The following is a 22,667-nucleotide window of genomic DNA, read 5'->3' on the forward strand; positions in this document are numbered from 1 at the left end:
CGAGGCGCTGCCCGGTGGCGCTGCGCTTCGCGTTCGTCGTGAGGAATGCGTCATGCACGACTTTCTGCAATTCGTGATGGCCGGTGTGACCGTGGGCGCGATCTATGCGCTCGTGGCCCTCGGCTTCACGATCGTCTACAACGCCAGTGGCGTCATCAACTTCGCACAGGGCGATTTCGTCATGCTCGGCGGCATGGTGACGGTGGCGTTGATCCAGCTTCAGGTACATCCGCTGCTCGCTGCGGGCATTGCCATCGTCGCCACGACCTGTGTCGCCGGTGCGCTCGAACGTTTCGGCATTGCGCCGGCGGGCCGCGCCGATCCGCTCACGCTGATCATCATCACCATCGGGGCGTCGCTCTTCATTCAAGGCGGCACGCAACTGTTGCTCGGCAAGAACCAGCACACGTTGCCGTCGTTCTCCGGCGACACGCCGCTGGAGTTCGCCGGGGCGAGACTGCTGCCGCAGAGCCTGTGGATCATCGGTGTCGCGGCCGTGCTGATGGTGCTCGTCGCGCTGTTCTTCAAAAAGACGCTGATCGGTCGTGCGATCCGGGCCGTGGCGATGAACCGCTCTGCCGCGCAACTCGTGGGCATTCCGGCGCATGTGGTGACGCTGCTGTCGTTCGGGCTGGCGGGACTGCTCGGCGCGATCGCCGGCATCACCGCCGCACCGATCACGACGACCGTGTACGACCTCGGCCTGATGCTCGGGATGAAGGGGTTCGTTGCGGCATCGCTCGGCGGACTGGGCAGCGGCGCGGGCGCTGTCGTCGGCGGCCTGCTGGTGGGGCTGCTCGAAGCGCTGATCGCGGGCTATGTGTCGTCTGCCTACAAGGATGCCGTGCCTTTCATCATGATCATCGGTGTCCTGCTGCTGATGCCGCGCGGCATCTTCGGCGGCCGACTGACGGAGCGCGTATGAAAAACCATCTGTTTGCCCGCTCCGTCTGGTTGGGCATCGTCGTACTCGCCGTATTGCCGTGGCTGTTGCCGAACGCGTTCATGCTGGACGTGGCGATTCGCATTCTGTTCGCGGGCATGATCGCCGTGGGACTGAATCTGCTCATGGGCTTCGCCGGTCAGATCAGCATCGGCCACGCAGCGTTTGTGGCGATGGGCGGCTACGCGAGCGGCATTCTCACCACCACCTACAACCTGCCGCCGTCAGCCGCGCTGGTGTGCGGTGCGGTGGGGACCGGCATCGTCGCGTGGATCATTGCGCGCCCGATGCTGCGACTGCGCGGCCATTCGCTCACCATGGCCACGCTCGGTCTGGGCATCATCGTCAATCTGGTGCTCATCAACGAGGGGGCGCTGACGGGCGGCCCGGACGGCATGGCGGTCGGGCCGTTCGGCATCGGTTCGCTGACGCTGGAAACGCCGATGGCGTGGTATGTCGCGGCGGCCGTGCTGCTCGTGATCGTCGTGGTGCTGTCGCTCAATCTGTACATCTCCCCGGCGGGCAGGGCCTTGCGGGCGCTGCACGGCACGGAGGTGGCGGCTCGGGTGATGGGCGTCGACGCCACGGCATTCAAGGCGCGGGTATTCGTCCTCTCGGCGGTGATCGCCAGTCTCGCAGGGGGATTGCTCGCGCATTACACCGGCTTCATTACGCCGCAACTCGCGAGCTTCATGTCGTCCGTGCAACTGGCCACGATCGTGGTGGTGGGCGGTATGGCGTCGACGTTCGGTGTCGTGCTCGGCGCAGCACTCATCGTGTTGCTGCCTCAACTCTTCGGCGGGCTTCAGGAGTATGAGCTGATCCTCTTCGGTCTGGTGCTGATGGTCACGATGATCTTCCTGCCGCGCGGCATCGTCCCGACGCTGGCCAATCGCTTCATGCGCGGGAGGTCGTGATGCTACAGGTCGACCATCTGAGCATGCGTTTCGGCGGCGTGACTGCCATCGACGATCTGAGCTTCTCGGTGCAGGCCGGAGACATTCATGCCGTCATCGGGCCGAACGGCGCCGGCAAGACCACACTGTTCAACGTCATTACCGGTGTCTACACCCCGTCGAGCGGCCATGTGCGCATGGACGGCGGTGAGATCGGCGGCAAGGCACCCGAACAACTGGCCAGGCTCGGCATGAGCCGCACGTTCCAGAACCTTCAGGTCGCAATGAATCTGAGCGTGCTGGAGAACGTGATGCTGGGCGCGCATCTGCGCCTGAACCACGGCGTGCTGGCCGGCATGTTCTACGGACGGAAGCTCGCGCGTGCTGAAGCCGAAGCCCGCGATCATGCGCGCGAATGCCTGAAGTTCGCCGGAGTGAGCCAGTACGCCGATTCGCCCGCACAGGGCTTGCCGTTCGGTGCGCTCAAGCGTCTTGAAATCGCCCGGGCGCTCGCGGCCCGCCCGCGCCTGTTGCTGCTCGACGAGCCGGCTGCCGGGCTGAACCATACCGACACCGCACAGATCAGCGAGCTGATCCGGCGCGTTGCCGACGAAGGGGTGACGGTCATGCTCGTGGAGCACGACATGAACATGGTCATGGCGATTGCCGACCGGATTCTCGTGCTCGATTTCGGCAAGGTGCTCGCGCAAGGCAATGCACAGGAGATCCGCAGCAATCCGGCGGTCGTCGCGGCGTATCTGGGAGCCATGGCATGAACGTATCGAGAGTGGATACCCCAATGCAAGGCGTGGCGCGCACGGCCGAGCCGATGCACGTCGCGCTGCACACGCGCCCGACGAAGCCAGGCTCGCCCGACGGCGCAGCGGGCAGTCAGCCTCGTCCGGTGCTGGAGGTGAGCGGTCTGACGGCAGGATACGGACGCATTCAGGCGCTCTTCGGCGTGGACTTTTCCGTGACGTCGGGACAACTGGTCACGCTGGTCGGTGCCAACGGCGCGGGCAAGACGACGCTGCTTCGCACGTTGTCCGGCGTGGTGTCGGCGTCCGGGGGAGGCGTGCGTCTGTACGGCGAAGACATCTCGCGTCTGCGTGCCGACAAACGCGTCGCCCGGGGCATGGCGCACGTGCCGGAGGGACGACAGGTCTTCGCCGGTCTCACCGTCGAGGAGAACCTGATTCTGGGCGGCTACACCCTGGGTAGCGCCGACCGGGACGTGGAAATGGCGCGCGTGTACGACATCTTTCCGGCGCTGGTCGAAAAGCGTCAGGCACTGGCCGGCACGTTGTCCGGCGGGCAGCAGCAGATGCTGGCGATCGGGCGGGGGCTGATGTGCCGTCCCCGGCTGATGTTGCTCGACGAGCCGTCGATGGGGCTTTCACCCAAGCTCGTGCAGGAAGTGTTCGACGTCATCAAACGGTTGCGCGCGTCCGGCATCCCGATCCTCCTTGTCGAGCAGAACGCCCACGCGGCGCTCTCCATTGCCGACTACGGATACGTGATGGAACTGGGCCGGATCGTGGTGTCGGGCACCGGTAGCGAGTTGCTGGGCGACGAACGCGTCAAACAGGCTTATCTGGGGATGTAAACAAACGTTCCGCCGCACGCTCGCCCGATGGGGCAGTGATGCGGCGGGTTCAGAGGTTCGTGGGAGAGAGTATGGAACGGTCTTTCAAGCGAGAGGTGGAGAGTCTCTCGATGGGGGCGGGAGAAGTCTTTCACGGCGAAGGCATCCTCGCCGTCACCAAGGCGCTGCTGCAATCGGGCGTGAGCTATATCGGCGGCTATCAGGGCGCGCCCGTCTCGCATCTGATCGATGTGCTGGGCGACGCGCGTGAACTGCTCGATTCGCTAGGCATTCATTTCGAGAACAATGCGTCCGAAGCGGGGGCGGCGGCGATGCTCGGCGCCTCGATCCACTATCCCGTGCGCGGCGCCGTCACGTGGAAGTCGACGGTCGGGACCAACGTGGCGTCCGACGCGCTGTCCAATCTGGCGTCGGCCGGTGTCAAGGGCGGCGCGGTCGTCATCCTTGGCGAAGATTACGGCGAAGGGTCGAGCATCATTCAGGAACGCACGCATGCGTTCGCGATGAAGTCGCAATTGTGGCTGCTCGATCCGAGACCGAACCTGACGTCCATCGTCGACATGGTGGAGCAGGGCTTCGAGCTGTCGGAGGCGAGCAGCACGCCGGTGATGCTGCAACTGCGCATTCGCGCTTGCCATGTGCATGGCGCGTTCGTGAGCAAGGACAACCGCGCACCCGCGATCTCGCGCGATCATCTGATCGACGATGCGCAGTTCAGCTACGACAAGATCTGTCTGCCGCCGTCGACCTACGTCCACGAGAAGCAGAAGATCGAAGACCGCTGGCCCGCAGCCGTCGATTACATTCGTCGCGCAAAGCTCAACGAGACGTTTGCCGGTGCGCGGTGTCAGGACGTCGGCATCATCGTGCAGGGCGGCCTTTACAACGGCCTGATCCGCGCGATGCAACAGCTCGGACTCGCAGATGCCTTCGGCGAGCCGCACATTCCGATTCACGTGCTCAACGTGGTGTATCCGCTGGTTGCCGACGAAATCGAACAATTCTGCGAAGGCAAACAGTCGGTGCTGCTGGTCGAGGAAGGGCAACCGGCCTACATCGAAGACGCGATTCAGGCGATTCTGCGGCGCTCGGGCGCGATGACTGCCGTTCACGGCAAGGACATGCTGCCGGCCTATGGCGAATACACGGGCGAGGTACTGGTCGATGGCGTTGCCCGGTTCATCGACGCGACGCGTCCGGCCGGCCTCGATGTCGCGGGCGTTGGCGACCTCGGCGCAGCGCTGGTGGCGCAGCGCACGCAAGGGGCGCAGGCGCTGGGCGCGGCGCCGGTGCCGAGCCGTCCGCCGGGCTTTTGCGTCGGTTGTCCGGAGCGGCCGGTATTCGCGGCGATGAAGCTGATGCAGGAGAAGGTCGGCGCGGTGCATGTGAGTGCGGACATCGGCTGTCACACGTTTGGCACGCTGCCGCCGTTCAACGTCGGCAGTACGGTGCTCGGCTATGGCCTTGGGCTGGCGAGTTCGTCCGGGGTCGCGCCCCTCATGCGCAACCGCGTGGTGAGCATCATGGGCGACGGCGGTTTCTGGCACAACGGGTTCACCTCGGGTGTCGTCAACGCGGTCCACAACGAGCAGGATTCGGTGCTCGTCATCATGAAGAACGGCTATACGTCGGCCACAGGTACGCAGGAGATTCCGTCCACCGTATCGAGCCAGGCAATTCCGAAGTCGCTGGACATCGAGAAGGCGCTGCGCGGTGTGGGCGTGGACTGGATCCGTACGGTGCCGAGCTATCAGGTCGGCGACATGGTGAAGACGCTGACGGACGCGGTGACGACGCAGGCCCCCGGTTTGAAGGTCGTGATTGCGGATGGCGAATGCCAGTTGGAGCGTCAGCGTCGCATCAAGCCGCAACAGGCCGCGCGGCTCAAGGGCGGAAAGCGCGTGGTGCGCACCCGCTTCGGCATCGACGACGACGTGTGCACGGGCGATCACTCGTGCATACGGTTGTCCGGCTGCCCGTCGCTGACGATCAAGGACAACCCGAGCGCCTTGCGGACCGATCCCGTCGCGACCGTCAATCAGGGATGCGTGGGCTGCGGTCTTTGCGGTGAAGTCTCGCACGCGGCGATTCTTTGCCCGTCTTTCTACAAGGCCGAAGTGATTCAGAACCCGACGCGATGGGATCGTATTTCGGCCGGTTTCCGTAATTTCGTGATCGATCGCATGGCGGGCAGCGCCCGGAGGCAGGCATGGCAGTGAGCAAAACGCGTAGCGTCACCGTGCTGATCGCCGCACTGGGCGGTGAGGGCGGCGGCGTGTTGACCGACTGGCTGATCGAAGCGGCGAATCAGCACGACTTTCCGGTGCAGAGCACATCGATCCCCGGGGTCGCGCAACGCACGGGGGCCACGACCTACTACGTCGAAATTTTCCCGCAGCCTCGCAGCGAACTCGGCGGCAAGGAACCGATTCTGTCGCTCACGCCCAGCCCGGGCAGTGTGGACGCCGTGGTGGCGTCGGAGATCGTCGAAGCCGGGCGTGCGATCCAGCGCGGCTGGGTCACGCCGGGGCGCACCACGCTGGTCGCGTCGACCCATCGCGAGTATGCGGTGGTCGAAAAGACCGCCATGGGCGACGGTCGTTACGACACGCAACCGATCGTCGATGCCGCCACACAACTCGCGCGTACGGCGGTGTTCGGCGACTTGCGCGCCCTCGCGCTCGCCAACGGTACGGTCATCAATACGGTGATGTTCGGGGCGCTGGTCGGTGCGGGTGCGCTGCCGCTGTCGCGCGCCGCGTGCGAGGAAGCCATTCGTCGCACCGGCAAGGCCGTGCAGGCCAGTCTGGCCGGCTTCGCCGCCGGTTACGCCCTCGCGGTATCGGGCGGGCAACCAACGCTGAGCGCGAAGCCGGCGCAGCAGGGGGCCGCACCGGCGCGCGAGGGCAAGCTGTCCGCGCGGTTGGCTGCCTATCCCCAGGCGTTGCGCACCATTCTCTCGGCGGGCATCGATCAGGTCGGGGACTATCAGGACGCGCGTTACGTCGAGACCTATCTCGGCCGGGTCGACGAGATCGTCGCCCTTGAGCGCGATGCTGGCGGTGGTGCGGTGGGGTATCCCGTGTCGCTGGAGGCGGCGCGCTATCTCGCCTTGTGGATGAGCTACGAAGACGTGATCCGGGTGGCCGATCTGAAGACGCGGCGCGAACGCCTTCAGCGCGTGCGGGCGGAGGTCGGTGCAAAGCCGGACGAACCGGTGATGCTGGTCGAGTATCTCAAGCCCGGCATCGAGGAGCTGTGTTCGGTCCTGCCGAAGGGCATGGCGAGTCTCGTGCGCCGCTGGGGACAGCGTCGGGGCGCAGACGTCCACGTGGGCCTTCACGTGAAGACGACGAGCATTTCGGGGTTCGCGATGCTGGTTGCGTTGCGCAGCCTGCGACGCTGGCGACGGCATTCGGCACGTTTTCATGAAGAGCAGGCACTGATCGGCGAATGGCTGGCGGCGATTCGCGCAGCACTGCCGCGCTCGGCGGCGCTCGCGTACGAGCTGGCGCTGTGCGGCAATCTCGTCAAGGGCTACGGGCAGACGCATCTTCGCGGGCGAGCCAACTTGCGCAGCATTCTCGATGATGTGACGAAGCCCGGTACACGCACGAATGCCGAGCAGGTAACGCGGCTGCAGGCCGCACGGCGTGCCGCGCTGGCCGACCCCGAGAGCCGTACGCTGGCGAAGACGCTTGGGCTTCCCGCGCCCGAGATTCAGGCCCGGCCGATTCGCTTCTCGCCCAATCCCAAGCGGGCCTGATGCTGTTGCGCCACGGAGTCTGAGGCCGGTGCTACGGCGTCGCCGTCCGGCAGAAGGTACTGCCGGGTAGCGACGCCGCCATCAAGGGGAGTTGTGGGGCGTCGTGGGTTACGACGCCCACAGATAGCTCGCATCCAGCTCGGCCACGCTGGCACAGCCGATCTGCGCCAGCGTGCGGTCGATCTCGTCCCGGAAGAGTTCCAGCACGGCATCCACGCCTTGCCCGCCCAGCGCTGCGAGGCCGTACAGCGTCGCCCGTCCGATCAGCACGGCCGAGGCGCCCGACGCCACCGCCTTGACCACGTCCGCACCGCGCCGGATACCGCTGTCGATGAGCACGGGCATCTTCACGGCCCGGCGCGTTGACGGTAACACCTCGAACGGTGCGATGGCACCGTCCAGTTGACGTCCGCCGTGATTGGACAGAATGACGCCGTCGATGCCCATCGCTTCACACCGCTGCGCATCATCTACCCGACTCAGCCCTTTGACGAGCAATCGATGCGGCCAGAGATCGCGCAGTCTTGCCAGATCGTCCCACGAGAAGCTGGCATCCATCTGCCGGCTCATGAGCGCGGCCTGCAATTCGGGATCGTTCGCGTCGGATGACACGAAGTTCGCCAGTTGCGGAACACCATGTCGCAATAGATCGACGGACCAGCGCGGGTGTCGCACCCCGTCGAGCAGCGTGCGCGGTGTGTAACGGACCGGCACGCCGAAGCCGTTACGAAGATCGCGCTCGCGTTTGCCGTTCACGCCAACGTCGGTCGTGAGCACCAGCGTGCTGTAGCCTGCATCCAGCGCACGCTTGACCATGCGCTCGGCCAATCGCCGATGCACGACGTAGAGCTGGAACCAGAGGTCGCCACCGGCGGCGCGCGCCACATCTTCTATCGACGCATTGGACGCCGTCGACAGGATGAAGGGGATGCCGAATCGCTCGGCAGCCCTGGCGAGCACGATGTCGCCGTGGGGCCAGAGGATGCCGTTCAAACCCGTGGGCGCGATCAGCAGCGGGGCGCGCAGCGGCTTGCCGAAGAGCGTGGTGTCGATCGCGCGGCGGCTGATGTCCACCAGACGCCGGGGCGCAAAGCGAACGCCTTCGAAGACGTCGCGATTGTGTCGCAGCCCGCTTTCGCTTTCCGCCCCGCCTTCCATGTAATCGAACACCATGCGGGGAAGCCGCTGTCTCGCCAGTTCGCGAAAATCGTCGACGTTGACCGGACTGGCCATCGTTGTCTCCTGTTCTTATGAGTGCCGGGGCTGCGGCATGCACGAAGGCACGAATGCGCGATGCAACACCCCTCGCCGTGTCGTCGCGCCCCGGATGCGACCCATGCTAAGGACGGCGTCCGGATAAGGCAAATCATCTGTTTTTCTGCGCCGGATAGATGCCATCTATATGACGCATCGTGCCGTTTTCGGTGCGTCGTGCACGCGTGAGGTGCATGTCCGCACCCGGTCGACACGCGCCTGCGTGCCGGCCCATCTCCCAATGCCCGTCGCTTTTGTCTGCCTCAGCCAATACCGGCGGGGCTTTCGGTGCGTCATCCGTCACGTTGGCACGGTTCATGCTCATAGATCTTTATTCAAGTGACTTGAATGGGTTTCATGTTTATTTCCTAAAGCCGACCTTCGGCAGTACTGGCCTGACAAGGAGCATCATGCAAAAGTCGTTCTCTCTCATTCGCACTCTGGTGGCCACGCTGACCGGCTCGGTCGCGCTATTGACGGCCACGTCGGGGTGGGCGCAAACCGCCGACTTGCTCGCCCGGGTCAAGTCAAACAAGGAAATCACGATCGCTACCGAGGCGCGTTATGCGCCGTTCGAGTCGGTGGAGAACGGCAAGATCGTCGGGTACGACGCCGATCTCATGCAGTACGTGCTCAAGGCGCTCCCCGACGTCAAGGTCAAGCAACTCGACCTGCCGTTCCAGGGGCTGCTGCCCGGTCTTGATGCGAAGCGCTTCGACATCGTGGTCACGGCGGTCACGATCAACAAAGACCGTGCGAGCCACTTCGCGTTCACCGTGCCGGTCGCCGATGCCACGACCGGCGTGCTCGTGCGCGCGGGGGGCAAGGGCATTGCGACGCCCACCGATCTGAACGGCAAGACCGTCGGCTCGCAAACCGGTTCGGCGCAACTTCAGGCGCTCATCGCCCTGGACAAGAAGCTCAAGGCAGATGGCGGTGCAGGCATCAAGCAGATCAAGCAATACGTGGCGTTCGACGAAGCCTACGCCGATCTCGCGGTCGGTCGCATCGATGCCGTTGCGCAATCGGTCGCCAATCTCGGACCGCTGATGAAGGCGCGCCCCGGGGTGTTCACGATCTTGTCGCAGACGATCGGCCCGAAGACCTACTTCGCGTGGGTCGGACGCAAGGACGCCGACAGCGCCGCGCTCGTCAAACTCTTTAGCGACGGCATCGCCCGTGCCAACCGTGACGGCACCATGAAGCAACTCCAGCAGAAGTGGTTCGGCCAGGCGATGGACGTGCCGGCCGACGCCGTTCCCGAACCCACGATGTAACGCAGGCAGACACGTCCGCCCCTCGCCAGCCCCGACACCATGAACGCTGCCGCTCTCGCTCCCACGATCGTTCCCGATCTCCTTGCCCGATGTCTCGGCTACTTGCCGCAGATGCTCGACGGCGCGGTCACGACCTTGTGGATCTCGGCGGTGGCCGTGGTGTTCGGTTTCTTCGGCGGGGTGTTTCTGTATCTCGTCGAGACGAGCGGCGGCCGTGTCGTCTCGCGGGTCGCACGTATCTACATCAGCATCGTGCGCGGCACCCCGGTGCTCGCGCAGTTGCTGGTGTGCTACTTCATTCCGTCGGCGCTGGGGCTGACCTGGCCCGGCAGCATCGCCGCCGTGATCGGCCTTGCGTTGAACACGGCGGCCTATCAGTCGCAGATTCTCGGCGCGGGCTTTCGCGCCATTCCTGCCGGTCAGATCGAAGCGGCACGCACCTTCAACCTGACGCGCTCGCAGACGCTCTGGCGCATCGAAGTGCCGCAGGTGGCGGCGCTGACGTCGCCCGCGCTCGTGTCCGAAGTGATCGACGTCGTGAAGGCATCGGCCGTGGTGTCGGTCATTACGGTGACGGATCTCACGCGCGTGGGGCAGCAACTGGCGTCTGCGACGTATCGCCCCCTGGAGGTGTATTCCATGGCCGCACTCGGCTATCTGGTCATCACGTCGCTGGTGTCGGTGGCCGGCGCCGTCTGGGCACGCCGCATGGCGCGCCGTACCTGAGCCTGGAGCCTCGACTCGTGAACGATCTCATTTCGGCGATGCTGCCCCTCATTCCACGCTATCTCGCGGCGATGCTCGTCACGCTGGAGGTCAGCGTGATTGCCGCAATGCTCGGCATGGCGGGTGGCTTCGTACTGAACGCGTTACGTCTGCGCTTCCCGCGTGCGCTGGGCCTGCCGTACCGTCTGTACGTGTGGCTCATTCGCGGCACGCCGTATCTCTCACAACTGATGATCGTGTACTTCGGTCTGCCGGCGCTGGGCATCACGCTCGACGCCGTCGACGCCACGGTGGTGTCGTTGGCCGTCTACGCCGCCGCTTACTTCGCGGAGATCTTCCGCGCGGGCTGGAACAGCGTCGCGCGCGGACAGCGGGAGGCGGCGCAAGCCTTCGGCATTGGCCGCTGGGCCGTGTTTCGTGCGATCGAATGCCCGCAGGCGCTCGCCTTCGCGCTGCCGTTGCTGGCCAATCAGGTCATTCTCGTCATCAAGGAAAGCGCGGTCGCGTCGATCATCACGGTGCCCGAGCTGACCATGACCGCCAGTGACATCGTGTCCTCCACGTACACCTATGTGATGCCGTATGCGCTGCTCATCGCCGGTTACTGGCTGCTCACGCAGTCGGTCGCGATGATGGCGCGCCGTGCCCTGCGTTTCATCCCTTTTCTTCGGTAGACGTCCATGAGCCAACTCCCGATTCTCTCGCTACGTGGCGTCGGCAAGTCCTATGGCGACGTGCGCGTGCTGCAAGGTATCGATCTCGATATCGCACGCGGTGAGATCGTCACCCTGATCGGCCCGTCCGGGTCCGGCAAGACGACGTTGCTGCGTTGCATGAACTTCCTCGAAGCCTATGACGAAGGCGAAGTGTGGATCAAAGGCCAGTTGCTGGGCTATCACTCGTCGGGACGCAGCGAGCGCGATCGCGACAGCGATGCGGCCATCGCGGAAGTCCGGCGGCCGGTCGCCATGGTGTTTCAGCAGTTCAACCTCTGGCCGCACATGACGGTCGTCGAAAACGTTGCCGCACCGCTCGTGCTCTCGAAAAAGATCGGCAAGCGCGAGGCGCATGCCAAGGCGATGAGCGCGCTGCGCCGTGTGGGCATGGATCACAAGGCGGACGTCTATCCGTCGAGGCTGAGCGGCGGTCAGCAGCAACGTGTCGGTATTGCGCGGGCGCTGGCGATCGAGCCGGAAGTCATGCTGCTCGACGAGCCGACGTCCGCACTTGATCCGGAACTGGTCGAAGAGGTGCTTACCGTGATTCGCAGCCTCGGTCAGGACGGCATGACCATGGTGATGGTCACGCACGAGATGAGCTTCGCCGCGAAGATCTCCGACCGGATCGTGTTCATGGAAGCCGGACGTGTCGTGGAAATCGGCGCGCCCGCGCAATTGTTCGGTCAGTCGCGCTCGCCACGTCTGCAGCAGTTTCTCAAGCCGTGGTTCGAGCGCAGTTTGCCGGGGAGCGAGGCCGCCTCAATCGCGCCGGTCGCGCCTGTGTCGCCCGCCATGCGTCTCGTGGAGGGGCAATCATGAGCGCCTCACCGAGGTCGTCTCATCAGGCCGGTGACCACGGCGTCGATAGTGGCGACGCTGATCGTCATGTCCGGCATCTCGCGGACGGCGTTACCCGCGACATCGCGGACCGGGTCGCCGCCCATGTCGATCCGGCGCGTCTGCTCGACAGCATCCAGACACTGGCGTCGTTCGGTGCGCGCGCCGACGGTGGCGTCGATCGCCCGGCGCTGAGTTCCGTCGATCTCGACGCGCGCGCCTGGCTGGTCGAGCGCGCCAGCGCGTTGGGATGCGAGGTGCATGTCGACGCGTGCGCCAATCTGTTCTTTCGTCGCCCCGGCGCCCACGACGTGCCGCCGGTCGTGACCGGTAGTCACGCCGACACCCAGCCGACCGGCGGCAAGCTCGACGGGTGTTATGGCGTGCTGGCGGGCATGGAGGTGCTGGCCACGCTCGCTGCACTCGATATCCGCACGTATTATCCGGTGGACGTGGTGGTCTGGACCAACGAGGAGGGCACCCGGTTTCAGCCCGGCGCGATGGGGTCCAGCGCGTACGTCGAGCCCTCTCGTCTGGCGCAGTATCTGCCGGTGACCGACGCAGACTGTGTGCCGCTGGCCGACGCGATCGATGCGCATACACGCGCCTTGCCGGGGCTGACGGCGCGCTCGCTGGCAGCGCCGATGCGCGCCTTCGTCGAGTTGCATATCGAGCAGGGCCCCTTGCTGGAAATGGCGGGCGCACCGCTCGGCATCGTCGACGGCATTCAGGGCGTGCGCTGGTACGACATCCGTTGCGAAGGCATGGCCGCGCACGCGGGCACGACACCGATGGCCGCGAGGCGCGACGCCATGACGCTGGCCTGTGCCGTGCGCGCCGAACTCGAAGCGATCGCGTTGTCGCTAGGTGGTGAACACACGCGGGTGACGTTCGGTCGCTGGTCGGTCACGCCGAACGCGATCAATACGATTGCTTCGCAAGTCACGTTCTCCGTCGACTTTCGTCATCCCGACCCGACGGTACTCGCGCGTTTCGACGACGCACTCACGCAGTGCGTCGTACGGCACGGCGTGTCGGCACGCGCATTGTTCCGGCACGCGCCGGTCGCGTTTCATCCCGATGTCCTCGGGCACGTCGAGCAGGCCTGCACATCGGTCTATGGCACCGTGCCCCGCCTGACCTCGGGCGCATTCCACGACGCCATGTATCTCGCACAGCATTGCCCCACGGCCATGCTGTTCGTCCCCAGTCGGGGCGGCATCAGCCACAACCCGGCCGAAGCTACCGACGACGCTCATCTCGTGCTGGGTGCCCGGGCACTCGCACACTGCATCACGACACTCAGTCATCCCTTCTGAACAGGAGTTTGCCAACCATGTCGCACAGCCACACCCACGACCAGACGCACGATCACACGCACTCGCCCGACAACGGCAACGCCCTGGGCGAGAACGCCACGCTGGCCGAACCGATCTCCGCCGACGGCACCCCCGAACCGGGCAAGACCTACACCGTGCCCGCCCGCAGCGGCCGTGCGGTTCGCGTGAAGGCGGGCCAGACGATCCGCATTGCGAATCCTCACGGCACGCAGGTCTGCGATACGTGGATCTTCAACGCCGAGCACCTCAACGAGTTCCTGTCGTTCGAGCACACGCGGGCCTATCTGGACAAGGTGATTCCGCATCCCGGCGATCCGCTCGTGACGAACCATCGCCGACCGATTGCGGAGCTGGTGACCGACACGTCGCCGGGTGTGCACGACACGCTCATCGCCGCGTGTGATCTATATCGATATCGCAATCTGGGCGTCGAGGGCTATCACGACAACTGCGCCGACAACATGCGGCTCGCGCTCAAGGCCATTGGCCTGCGCGCACGCGAAGTGCCGCAGCCGTTCAATCTGTGGATGAATATCCCGATCAAGTCCGATTACTCGATCGACTGGCTGCCGCCGGTCTCGAAGGCGGGCGACTATGTCGACATTCGTGCGGTGATGGATTGTGTGGTCGTGATGTCGGCGTGCCCGCAAGATATCATTCCGATCAACGCCCTGAACCCGGTGGAAGTCGAGTTCACGGTGCTGGCCTGATTTTCCTGCGCGGATTTTTCCTGCGCGGATTTTCCTGCGGTTTCCCGCTGAGTTTGCTGCATTCATCCCTATTCGATAAATCACGGTGGCTAAACGTCAATCCGCCTCATCCTCTGCCGCGCCGGGCCACGCCAGTGGTTCCGGTAGCGCGGGCCGCAAGGCGGCCGGCGCCCCGGGGGCCAACGACTCGCTCGGCCTGCGGCTCAAGCACGCGCGACTCGTGCGGCAACTCACGCTCAAGGCGCTGGCCGAACTCGCCGGATGCTCCGAGAGCCTGCTCTCGAAGGTCGAGCGCGCCAATGCCACGCCGTCGCTGGCCACGCTGCATCGTATCGCCCACGCGCTCGACACGAATATCGGTGAGCTGGTCTCCGGTCCCGATCTCACGTCGTCACCGGTGCATCGCAGCGATCAGCGGCCGGTGGTGCGCTTTCCGACCAAGCGCAATCGCGGCTCCATCATGCTCGAGCGCGTGGTCGTGCCGGGGCAGGGGCAACTGCTGCAAGGGGATATCCACGTCATCGAGCCCAACACGAGCAGCGATGAGCAGATATCGCACATCGGCGAGGAGCTGGGCTACGTGATCGAGGGCACGCTGGAACTGATGCTCGGCGAGGAACGTCATGTGCTGAGTGCCGGGGATTCGTTTCACTTCCCGAGCACGTTGCCGCACAGCTATCGCAATCCCGGCGAGACGGTGACCCGCGTGCTCTGGATCAATACGCCACCGACCTTCTAGGAGCGCATTCATCGTGTCAGGCACCGATGTATCGCAAATGCAATTGCCGCGCTTTGCCGGCATTCCCACGTTCATGCGCGTGCCGTTCGTCCAGGCGTGGCAGTCGCTCGACATCGCCCTGGCGGGCGTGCCCTACGACGGCGGTGTGACGGCACGTCCGGGCGCACGCTTCGGGCCGCGCGAGATTCGTAACATGTCGACCATGATGCGACCGATCCATCACGTGACGCGGTTCAATCCGTTCGACGTGTGCCGGATCGGTGACGTGGGCGACGTGCCGTTCTCGAATCTCTACGACGTCGAGCTGGCCCATGCCGATATCCGGGAGTTCTTCGCACCGCTGTTCGCGGCAGGCAAGTTGCCGCTGATTGCCGGTGGCGACCATTCCATCACTTACCCGGTGTTGCAGGCGATGCAGCCGGCGAAGCCCGTCGGACTCGTGCACATCGATGCACACACCGATACGTGGGATACCTTCAAGGGCTCGAAATTCACGCACGGCGCGCCGTTCCGACGGGCCATCGAGGCGGGGCTGATCGATCCGCATCGCTCGATCCAGATCGGGATTCGCGGCGCGCAGGGTTCCGACGAAGGCTGGCGCTATTCGCAGGCGCAGGGCATGCGGGTGGTGTTCATCGAGGAATTCGAGACGATGGGGGCCGCCGCGGTGGCGGCGCTCGCCCGGCAGGTCGTGGGCGACGGACCGGTCTACCTCTCGCTCGATGTCGACGCGCTCGATCCCGTCTATGCGCCCGGCACCGGTACGCCGGAGGTGGGCGGTCTGAGCACGCGCGAAATGCTCGCGCTGTTGCGTGCGCTCGACGGTGTCGCGTGGGCAGGTGGCGATGTCGTCGAAGTGTCGCCGCCCTACGACGTCGGCGGCAACACGGCGCTGGTCGGCGCGACGCTGATGTACGAAATGCTCTGTCTGTTTGCGAGCCATCTCGCCCGCGCACGCGCCGATTAGCCGTTCAATCCTCGGCCATCGCTACATTGACATATCGGAAAATCCCGATATCATGGCGCGATGGAATTGCTCGACATCTTCAAAGCCCTCTCGAACCGGACGCGCCTTGAGATCCTGAAAGGTCTCAAGGATCCGGCAAAGCACTTTCCGCCTCAGGACGAGGGGGATGTGAACACGGTCGGCGTTTGCGTGAGCAGCATTCAGGAAGGCGTTGGACTGTCGCAGTCGACGGTGTCCGACTATCTCGCGACGTTGCAACGCGCAGGGCTGGTCGAAGTCCGGCGCATCGGTCAGTGGACTTACTACAAGCGCAATGAAGCCACCATCGCAGCGCTTGCCGACATCATCGGCAAGGATCTGTGAATTTTTTTGTCGCGATATATCGATAAATCCCGATATCCCTTTTTCTAGAATTGAGAGGTTGTCATGAAAGCGATCGTATTGAAGTCATTCGGCGGCCCGGCAGCGTTCGAGCTGTGGGAGGTGCCCAAACCCATACCGCATGCGGGGCAGGTACTCGTGCGCGTGCATGCCACGTCCATCAATCCGCTCGATTATCAGGTCCGTCGCGGCGACTATCCGGACCTGGTGCCGCTGCCGTCGATCACCGGTCACGACGTGTCGGGGGTTATCGAAGCCGTCGGTCCGGGCGTGACGGCATTCGCGCCGGGCGACGAGGTCTGGTACACCCCGCAGATATTCGACGGCCCGGGAAGTTATGCCGAGTACCACGTCGCGGCCGAGGCGATCGTCGGCAGGAAGCCTCCCTCGCTGAGCCATCTTGAAGCCGCGAGTCTGACGCTCGTCGGCGGAACCGCGTGGGAGGCGCTGGTGGTGCGCGCGGCACTTCGGGTGGGGGAGCGTGTGCTTGTGCACGGTGGCGCGGGCGGCGTGGGTCATGTGGCGATTCAGCTTGCCAAAGCGATGGGGGCACGCGTGTTCACGACGGTGCGCGGAGCCAACGCCGACTTCGTTAAACGTCTCGGGGCCGACGTGGTCATCGATTACACGCAGGAGGATTACGTCGACGCGGTTCTGCGCGAAACGCAGGGGCAGGGCGTCGACGTCATATTCGACACGATTGGTGGCGACACCTTGTCGCGCAGCCCGGACGCGCTCGCGCAACTCGGCCGTGTCGTGTCGATCGTGGACATTGCGAAGCCGCAAAACCTGATTCAGGCGTGGGGGAAGAACGCGAGCTATCACTTCGTCTTCACGCGCCAGAACCGGGGCAAGCTCGACGAATTGCACACGCTGGTCGAGCGCGGACAGTTGCGCCCCCATGTGGGCGCGGTGTATTCGCTTGCCGATATTCCGCTGGCGCATGCGCGGCTCGAAGGCGCCAACCATGGCGTCAGAGGAAAAGTCGCGATTGCGGTCGTGCCGTCGGAGGCGGATGCCTGACGTCGGGATGACGTTCGTATCACGCTTGCCACGGACGGCGCGTGACGCCTCAGACCGATCCCAGAACGACCTTTCCGCTCAAGGCCTGTGCTTTTCGTGCCGTGTCGACGAGACGTGGACCGATGTCTTCGAGCAAGGTCTCGGGCGAGCATAGGAAGGCGGGACCGCCGCAGTTGATGGCGAAGCGCTCGCCGGAGGGCGATTGCAGCGGCACCGCGACGGCGTTGATGTCGCTGTGCCAGTCGCCGAATGCGCTCACGAAGCCTTTCTCGCTGAGTTCGTTCACGGCCTTCTTCATCATGGCTCGCAGGTCGATGCCTTCATTCGCGCCGGAGATGCGAAGCGATTCGAGCAGCATGTCGCGCTCTTCCGGCGGCAGGCTGGCGAGATGGGCACGGCCAATCGCCGAGCGCGCGAGTTGCAGCCGATCGCCCAGTCCGAGCCGCACGGTGATCGGGCCGACCGATGGCCGGACCGATTCGATCACGACCATGTCGAGCCGGTTGCGCAGGCATAGGTGAACCGCTGTGCCGCACTCTTCCGCAAGCTCCCGCAGCAGTGGCCGCACCGCCTTGCGCATGTCGAAGTGCGAGAGGAAGGTGTTGGCGAGTTCGAGCGAGCGGGTGGTCGGAAAGTAGCGATCCTTGCCTTCGAGCTGGCGGACATACCCCGCATTCACGAGGGTCGAAGCGATACGCGCGACGGTCGGGCGCGGCAGACCTGTCTGTTCGGCAAGTTCCTTGACCGTCAGCGGGGTGACCGATGCCGTGATGGTCTCCAGCAGCGCGAGACCGCGCGACAGGGCGGAGACATCGTCATCGGAGACTTTCGGGCGGATTTCCTTGGGCGTGGTGGCTGTCATGGGCGTGGGAAGTCGTCGTTTCCGGCGGTGTCCCTTTGGAGAAGGGGTGCCGCCGGAGGTTCGTGTGCGAGCTTACCTCAATGGCGCCGCCGGTAGGCGCGCCGGGCGAGTCTATCGTTGCGAAGTCATCATCGAACGCAGCACACCGATGAGTGCGCTGCCCACGAGGCAAACGATGGCGACGACGGTGAAGCCCGCGGTGAACGAATGCGTTTGCGCACGCAACTCGCCCACGATCATCGGCATGACCGTGCCGCCGATACTGCCCATCATGCCGATCGCACCGATAGCGCCGGCCGACGTCGAGCGATGCAGGAACGATTGCGGAATCGTCCAGAAAATCGCCTGCGTTGCCAGCACACCCACGCTCGCTAGCGTGAAGCCGGTCAGCATCGTCGCCAGCGAGTTCGACATCGCGACCAGCGCAAAACCGCATGCCGACAACACGAACGCGAGCGACGCGTGCAGGAAGCGATGCTGAGAGCGATCCGACAGGCGGCCGAGCGCGAGCATGCCGAGCAAGCCTGCGAGCGGCGGAATCGCGGCGAGCAGCCCAATCGTCATGTACGACGCATGATAGGTCTTCAACATCTGCGGCAGCCAGATTTGCGCCGACGTCAGACCGCAGAACAGCAGCGTATTGCACAGGCCCATCGTCAGCACGACGGGGTTGACGAGTGCGCGGAGCATCGACGTGGGCGCGACGACCTTCGCCGAGGGCGGGTTCGCGTCGAGCGCTGCCTGGAGCGTCTGGCGTTCGACGGGCGTGAGCCATTGAGCTTCGGATGGTCGGTTGGTCAGATAGAACGCGCCGATCACGCCGAGCGCCACGGCAGGAAGCCCTTCGAGAATGAACAGCCATTGCCAGCCCGCCAGTCCCCAGGCGCCGTTCAGCGTGAGCAAGGCGCCGGAGACGACACCCGACACGATGTAGGCGATCGGCACCGCGAGGTTGAACACCGCGTTATATCGTGCGCGCCAGGCGTAAGGAAACCAGAAGCTCAGAAACAGCATCACACCGGGGAAAAGCCCCGATTCGGCGGCGCCGAGCAATGCGCGAAGGCCCCAGAAACTGAGCGGTCCGACGGCGCAAGCCATCAGCATCGTGACAATGCCCCAGAGGATGGCGATGCGGGTCAGCGTCGCCCGCGCACCGATGCGCGCGAGCAGCAGATTGCTCGGCACCTCGAACAGCGCGTAGGTAAAGAACATCGCACCCACACCGATGCCATACGCCTTTGGCGACAGGCCCAGATCGCTGTTCATGGTGAGCGCGGCGAACGAGATGTTGCTGCGGTCGAGGATCGCGACGAGATAGAGCGCGACCAGAAACCACATCAGGCGTCTGCCGGCCTTACCGACGATGCGATCGAGATCGGCCGCCTCTACGGCCGGTGGTGCGCCCGTCGTCGACATGCGTAATACCTCCGCCTGCCCGGTACGTGTGTTCATCGTTGTCTCCTGTCGTCTTGACGGGATGCGTGGTGCGCGCCTGCGCGAGCGTCGGTCGGCGGCGGCACTCATCGTTGTTGTGGAAGCTCAGGCCAGTTGCGGCGAGCGTGTGGCGGGGGTGGCGCCGACGGCGTTGGTGACATCGTCTGCGTCGTCATGACTGCCGTCGACGTCGAGCGTTGTCGTGCGACGCATCTCGCGCCGCACGGACAAGTCGTAGCGGCGCCCGCGATGCAGCGTGCTGCGGTTGTCCCACATCACCAGATCGCCGGGTTGCCACTTGTGCACATAGACGAACTCGCGTTGCGTTGCATGTTCCAGCAGATCCATCAACAGCATGCGGCCTTCGGCGAGCGTCATGCCGGAAACCTCGCACGCATGGGCGCCGACGAACAGCAGCTTGCGTCCGGAATCCGGATGCGTTCGTACCAGCGGCCATGTGACGGGCGGCAATTCCGCGCGTTGCGCTTCGTTGTAATCGGTGTCCCCGAGCATGAAGCGCGAGTGCAGCGCATAGTGCACCGCATCGCGGCCTTCGACGTCGCGCTTCCAGTCTTCGGGCAAGGCGTCCCAGGCGGCGCGCAGATCGCAGAACTCGGTGTCGCCGCCGCTCGGCGCGACCGTGATGGCCGAGAGCAGCGAGTAGCGGGCAGCGGGATTCTGGAACGAACTGTCGCTGTGCCACAACTGATTGGCGAGATTGCCGACAATCCGTCGTGTATCGCGTGCCGCGATTTCGCCGTCGACACCGACGTTCGAGATGTCGAGCAATTCGTCGTAGCGGAACCGGCTGGCGGTTTTCTTCACGCGTTTCAGTCCGAGATCCAGCGGGCCGAAGCTGCGCGCGAGCGCCACTTGCGAGTCTTGCGATAGCGGTTGGTTGCGAAACACCAGCACCGCATGCTCCGCAATGGCGGTTTCGATCGCGGTGCGCGCGTCGGTGGTCAGGGGTTGAGACAGATCGATGCCGCGAACCTCGGCGCCCAATCGTGCCTTACAGGGGGTGATTTCCAGCTTCATTGAATCTCCATAATTGGACGTTATGTCCATTAATGAAGATTACGCTCCGAATATTTTGTGTAAAATTCGGGTTTACGCCGTTATTTCGGATTTTTGTTGAGTTTGTTTTTGTAATTTTGGTCTATTGGTCCGAAATTCAATGCGTGATTCGACGTAAGGGAATTCGGCGCAGGACGGCCGCATATCGCTCGTGGAAGCGGAAATCCGGCGCAGCAGAGGGGCGTGAAGTGTCGGCTAGTTGCCGACGACGTTTCGGGTCAGGTCGGCGTCCTGTTGTGGCGGCAACCCGAACATCCGCTTGTACTCCCGGGTGAACTGCTGAACGCTTTCGTAGCCGACGGCAAACGCGGCGCTGCTTGCCGACATCGCTTCCGAGATCATCAGGCGCCGCGCTTCTATCAGGCGTAGCTGCTTCTGAAATTGCAGGGGTGAGAGCGAAGTCGCCAGACGAAAGCGCTTGTAAAACGACGAGAGGCTCATGCCGGCGATATCGGCCAGACGCTCCATCGGAATGGGGCGGGTGAACTCGGCGCGAAGCGTCGCAACGGCACGGGCAATGCGTTGTGCGTGACCCTCCGGCCATCCGAGCTGACGAATGATCGGGCCATGCTTGCCGACCAGCAGCCAATAGTGAATCTCACGCCACGCCTGGGGCTGCAACACGGGCAAGGCCGCCGGACGTTCGACGAGGCGCAGCAGACGCAGCGCCGCATCGGCGACCTCTTCATCGGACGGCTCGACCTGTACGTGAGCGTTCTGAGGCGTCGGGGTCAGCTTCATTTCCATCGCAAGTTCTGCGATGGCGCTCAGATCAAGATCCAGAATCAGCGAGAGGTACGGTTCGCTCGCGCTGGCGTGTGTGATCTGACTGACGGTGGGGACGTCGGACGTAATCAGCAGCGAGTCGCCGGCGGAGAACGACAACATCTGCGTGCCCATGGCGACGCGCTTGCTGCCTTGCAGGACGAGGCAGACCACAGGCCGGGAAATCGCGTAGTCGATACCGCTCGGCCGGGCGGCCCGGATGAGACTCATCCCCCGCACGGGCGGCCGGGCGACGCCGGTCGGGTCGGCATACGTCTCGGTGTATCTGCGCACCGCCGCAAGCAAGGTGTCGTTCATGTCGTCATGCTGCCGTTCAGCCGAGGTTCCTCTGTGTTTCGGTCGTCGTTGTTGCACCGGAGCATCGTAACGACATTCGGCAAGTCGTGGCATCGCCCCGCAAGGATCTTTGGAGAAACAGGCCAACGACGAAGCGAATCGGGCAAAGGGTATCGTCGCGTTGCGCCGCAGAATCGATCGCTCCCTCTCAGTCATCAAGGAGTGCGCGATGCGCAAAATTTCTCTCGTTACCGGCGCCAGTCGTGGTCTGGGTCGCAATGCCGCTTTGTCGATCGCGCGTCATGGCTGCGATGTTGTTCTCACGTATCAGTCGCGCGAAGCCGACGCGCTCGCCGTCGTCTCCGAAATCGAAGCGTTGGGCGGCAAGGCGATTGCCCTGCAACTGGACGTTGGCGATGTCTCCACGTTCGCGTCATTTGCCGAACGCCTGAAGATCGCGCTGCAATGCACCTGGGGGTGCGATACGTTCGACCATCTCGTCAACAATGCGGGGCACGGCGACGTCGCGCCACTAGCCGAGATGCGCGAGTCTGCATTCGACAAACTGGTCGACGTCCACTTCAAAGGCGTGTTTTTCCTGACGCAGACGCTGTTGCCGGTGCTCGCCGACGGCGGGCGCATCGTCAATCTCTCCACGGGTTTGACGCGCGTTTGCGCCGAGGGCTGGTCGGCTTACGCGGCGGTGAAGGGCGCGGTCGAGGTGCTGACCGTGTACATGGCCAAGGAGTTGGGTCACCGCAAGATTGCGGTCAATGTCGTCGCGCCCGGCGCTATCGAGACGGACTTCTTCGGCGGCGCCGTGCGCGATACGCCGGAGTTCAACCGCTTCTTCGCCGGCATGACGGCGTTGGGCCGTGTGGGCGTCGCCGACGACATCGGTCCCATGATCGCCAGTCTGCTGACCGACGATAACCGCTGGGTGAATGCGCAACGTATCGAAGTGTCCGGCGGGCAGGGCATCTGAGCCTGAGCCGGGGTGAGCGGGCAGGGAATGCCCGCTTGCCGTCGATGGCGAGGCGTCTCCCGT

General features: G+C 64.3%; 22 protein-coding genes. 17 read left to right on the forward strand and 5 right to left on the reverse strand.

The features are described from left to right. The first annotated feature begins 52 nt into the window (after positions 1 to 52). From C5N93_RS27355 to C5N93_RS27380, 6 genes are all read left to right on the forward strand, one after another. Positions 53 to 925 carry a branched-chain amino acid ABC transporter permease gene (locus tag C5N93_RS27355; protein WP_150722238.1) on the forward strand — a complete coding sequence of 291 codons (873 nt, stop codon included), beginning with the start codon at positions 53 to 55 and terminating at the stop codon, positions 923 to 925. Continuing rightward, positions 922 to 1,860: a branched-chain amino acid ABC transporter permease gene (locus C5N93_RS27360; protein ID WP_150722237.1), complete on the forward strand. Its 939-nt coding sequence runs from the start codon at positions 922 to 924 to the stop codon at positions 1,858 to 1,860. The genes C5N93_RS27355 and C5N93_RS27360 overlap by 4 nt, the downstream gene beginning before the upstream one ends. Then, a complete protein-coding gene (locus C5N93_RS27365; RefSeq protein WP_242561745.1) occupies positions 1,860 to 2,615 on the forward strand; it encodes an ABC transporter ATP-binding protein in 756 nt (251 codons plus the stop codon). The genes C5N93_RS27360 and C5N93_RS27365 overlap by 1 nt, the downstream gene beginning before the upstream one ends. A gap of 128 nt (positions 2,616 to 2,743) precedes the next feature. Further along, positions 2,744 to 3,445, forward strand: coding sequence for an ABC transporter ATP-binding protein (locus C5N93_RS27370; RefSeq protein WP_217432459.1), 702 nt, complete (start codon positions 2,744 to 2,746; stop codon positions 3,443 to 3,445). A 71-nt stretch (positions 3,446 to 3,516) separates the two neighbouring features. Beyond that, positions 3,517 to 5,664: an indolepyruvate ferredoxin oxidoreductase subunit alpha gene (locus C5N93_RS27375; protein ID WP_242561746.1), complete on the forward strand. Its 2,148-nt coding sequence runs from the start codon at positions 3,517 to 3,519 to the stop codon at positions 5,662 to 5,664. Then, positions 5,655 to 7,211 carry an indolepyruvate oxidoreductase subunit beta family protein gene (locus tag C5N93_RS27380; RefSeq protein ID WP_242561747.1) on the forward strand — a complete coding sequence of 519 codons (1,557 nt, stop codon included), beginning with the start codon at positions 5,655 to 5,657 and terminating at the stop codon, positions 7,209 to 7,211. Before C5N93_RS27375 ends, C5N93_RS27380 begins: the two co-directional genes overlap by 10 nt. 108 nt (positions 7,212 to 7,319) lie before the next feature. Here C5N93_RS27380 and C5N93_RS27385 read toward each other — a convergent pair whose 3' ends face one another. After that, positions 7,320 to 8,444, reverse strand: coding sequence for an alpha-hydroxy-acid oxidizing protein (locus C5N93_RS27385; RefSeq protein WP_150722233.1), 1,125 nt, complete (start codon positions 8,442 to 8,444; stop codon positions 7,320 to 7,322). A 431-nt stretch (positions 8,445 to 8,875) separates the two neighbouring features. On the opposite strand from C5N93_RS27385, the gene C5N93_RS27390 reads away from it, so the two are divergent. From C5N93_RS27390 to C5N93_RS27435, 10 genes are all read left to right on the forward strand, one after another. After that, entirely contained in the window at positions 8,876 to 9,742 is an 867-nt protein-coding gene (locus tag C5N93_RS27390) for a transporter substrate-binding domain-containing protein (protein ID WP_242561748.1), read from the forward strand. A 39-nt stretch (positions 9,743 to 9,781) separates the two neighbouring features. Beyond that, on the forward strand, positions 9,782 to 10,468 hold the full coding sequence (locus tag C5N93_RS27395) for an amino acid ABC transporter permease (protein WP_242561749.1): 687 nt from the start codon (positions 9,782 to 9,784) through the stop codon (positions 10,466 to 10,468). 17 nt (positions 10,469 to 10,485) lie between these two features. Beyond that, complete coding sequence (locus C5N93_RS27400; RefSeq protein ID WP_242561750.1) at positions 10,486 to 11,142, forward strand: amino acid ABC transporter permease; 657 nt, start codon at positions 10,486 to 10,488, stop codon at positions 11,140 to 11,142. Positions 11,143 to 11,148: 6 nt separating this feature from the next. After that, a complete protein-coding gene (locus C5N93_RS27405) occupies positions 11,149 to 12,006 on the forward strand; it encodes an amino acid ABC transporter ATP-binding protein (protein WP_277990495.1) in 858 nt (285 codons plus the stop codon). After that, positions 12,003 to 13,343 (forward strand): M20 family metallo-hydrolase, encoded by a 1,341-nt coding sequence (locus tag C5N93_RS27410; RefSeq protein WP_242561751.1) that lies wholly within the window; start codon positions 12,003 to 12,005, stop codon positions 13,341 to 13,343. The genes C5N93_RS27405 and C5N93_RS27410 overlap by 4 nt, the downstream gene beginning before the upstream one ends. 17 nt (positions 13,344 to 13,360) lie before the next feature. Next, a complete protein-coding gene (locus C5N93_RS27415) occupies positions 13,361 to 14,074 on the forward strand; it encodes an urea carboxylase-associated family protein (RefSeq protein ID WP_150722228.1) in 714 nt (237 codons plus the stop codon). A gap of 85 nt (positions 14,075 to 14,159) precedes the next feature. After that, positions 14,160 to 14,813, forward strand: a complete 654-nt coding sequence (locus C5N93_RS27420; protein ID WP_242561752.1) for a cupin domain-containing protein — start codon at positions 14,160 to 14,162, stop codon at positions 14,811 to 14,813. A 13-nt stretch (positions 14,814 to 14,826) separates the two neighbouring features. Next, a complete protein-coding gene (gene speB, locus C5N93_RS27425; protein ID WP_242561753.1) occupies positions 14,827 to 15,780 on the forward strand; it encodes an agmatinase in 954 nt (317 codons plus the stop codon). 60 nt (positions 15,781 to 15,840) lie between these two features. Further along, entirely contained in the window at positions 15,841 to 16,143 is a 303-nt protein-coding gene (locus C5N93_RS27430) for a metalloregulator ArsR/SmtB family transcription factor (protein WP_150722226.1), read from the forward strand. 63 nt (positions 16,144 to 16,206) lie between these two features. Beyond that, positions 16,207 to 17,184 carry a zinc-dependent alcohol dehydrogenase family protein gene (locus C5N93_RS27435; protein ID WP_242561754.1) on the forward strand — a complete coding sequence of 326 codons (978 nt, stop codon included), beginning with the start codon at positions 16,207 to 16,209 and terminating at the stop codon, positions 17,182 to 17,184. Between the two features lie 49 nt (positions 17,185 to 17,233). Here the strand turns inward: C5N93_RS27435 and C5N93_RS27440 are convergent, their stop codons facing one another. From C5N93_RS27440 to C5N93_RS27455, 4 genes are all read right to left on the reverse strand, one after another. Next, entirely contained in the window at positions 17,234 to 18,046 is an 813-nt protein-coding gene (locus C5N93_RS27440) for an IclR family transcriptional regulator (protein WP_069343703.1), read from the reverse strand. Positions 18,047 to 18,157: 111 nt separating this feature from the next. Next, complete coding sequence (locus C5N93_RS27445; protein WP_242561755.1) at positions 18,158 to 19,498, reverse strand: MFS transporter; 1,341 nt, start codon at positions 19,496 to 19,498, stop codon at positions 18,158 to 18,160. An 87-nt stretch (positions 19,499 to 19,585) separates the two neighbouring features. Then, the gene (locus C5N93_RS27450) at positions 19,586 to 20,518 is read right to left on the reverse strand and encodes a TauD/TfdA family dioxygenase (protein ID WP_242561756.1); all 933 of its coding nucleotides are present in this window, start codon (positions 20,516 to 20,518) and stop codon (positions 19,586 to 19,588) included. A 234-nt stretch (positions 20,519 to 20,752) separates the two neighbouring features. Further along, complete coding sequence (locus tag C5N93_RS27455; protein ID WP_242561757.1) at positions 20,753 to 21,640, reverse strand: AraC family transcriptional regulator; 888 nt, start codon at positions 21,638 to 21,640, stop codon at positions 20,753 to 20,755. Positions 21,641 to 21,848: 208 nt separating this feature from the next. Here C5N93_RS27455 and C5N93_RS27460 point away from each other — a divergent pair, with 208 nt between their 5' ends. Further along, on the forward strand, positions 21,849 to 22,604 hold the full coding sequence (locus C5N93_RS27460) for an SDR family oxidoreductase (protein WP_242561758.1): 756 nt from the start codon (positions 21,849 to 21,851) through the stop codon (positions 22,602 to 22,604). Positions 22,605 to 22,667: the final 63 nt, after the last annotated feature.

This window comes from Pandoraea sp. LA3 (genome assembly GCF_022696215.1).
Lineage (GTDB): Bacteria > Pseudomonadota > Gammaproteobacteria > Burkholderiales > Burkholderiaceae > Pandoraea > Pandoraea capi.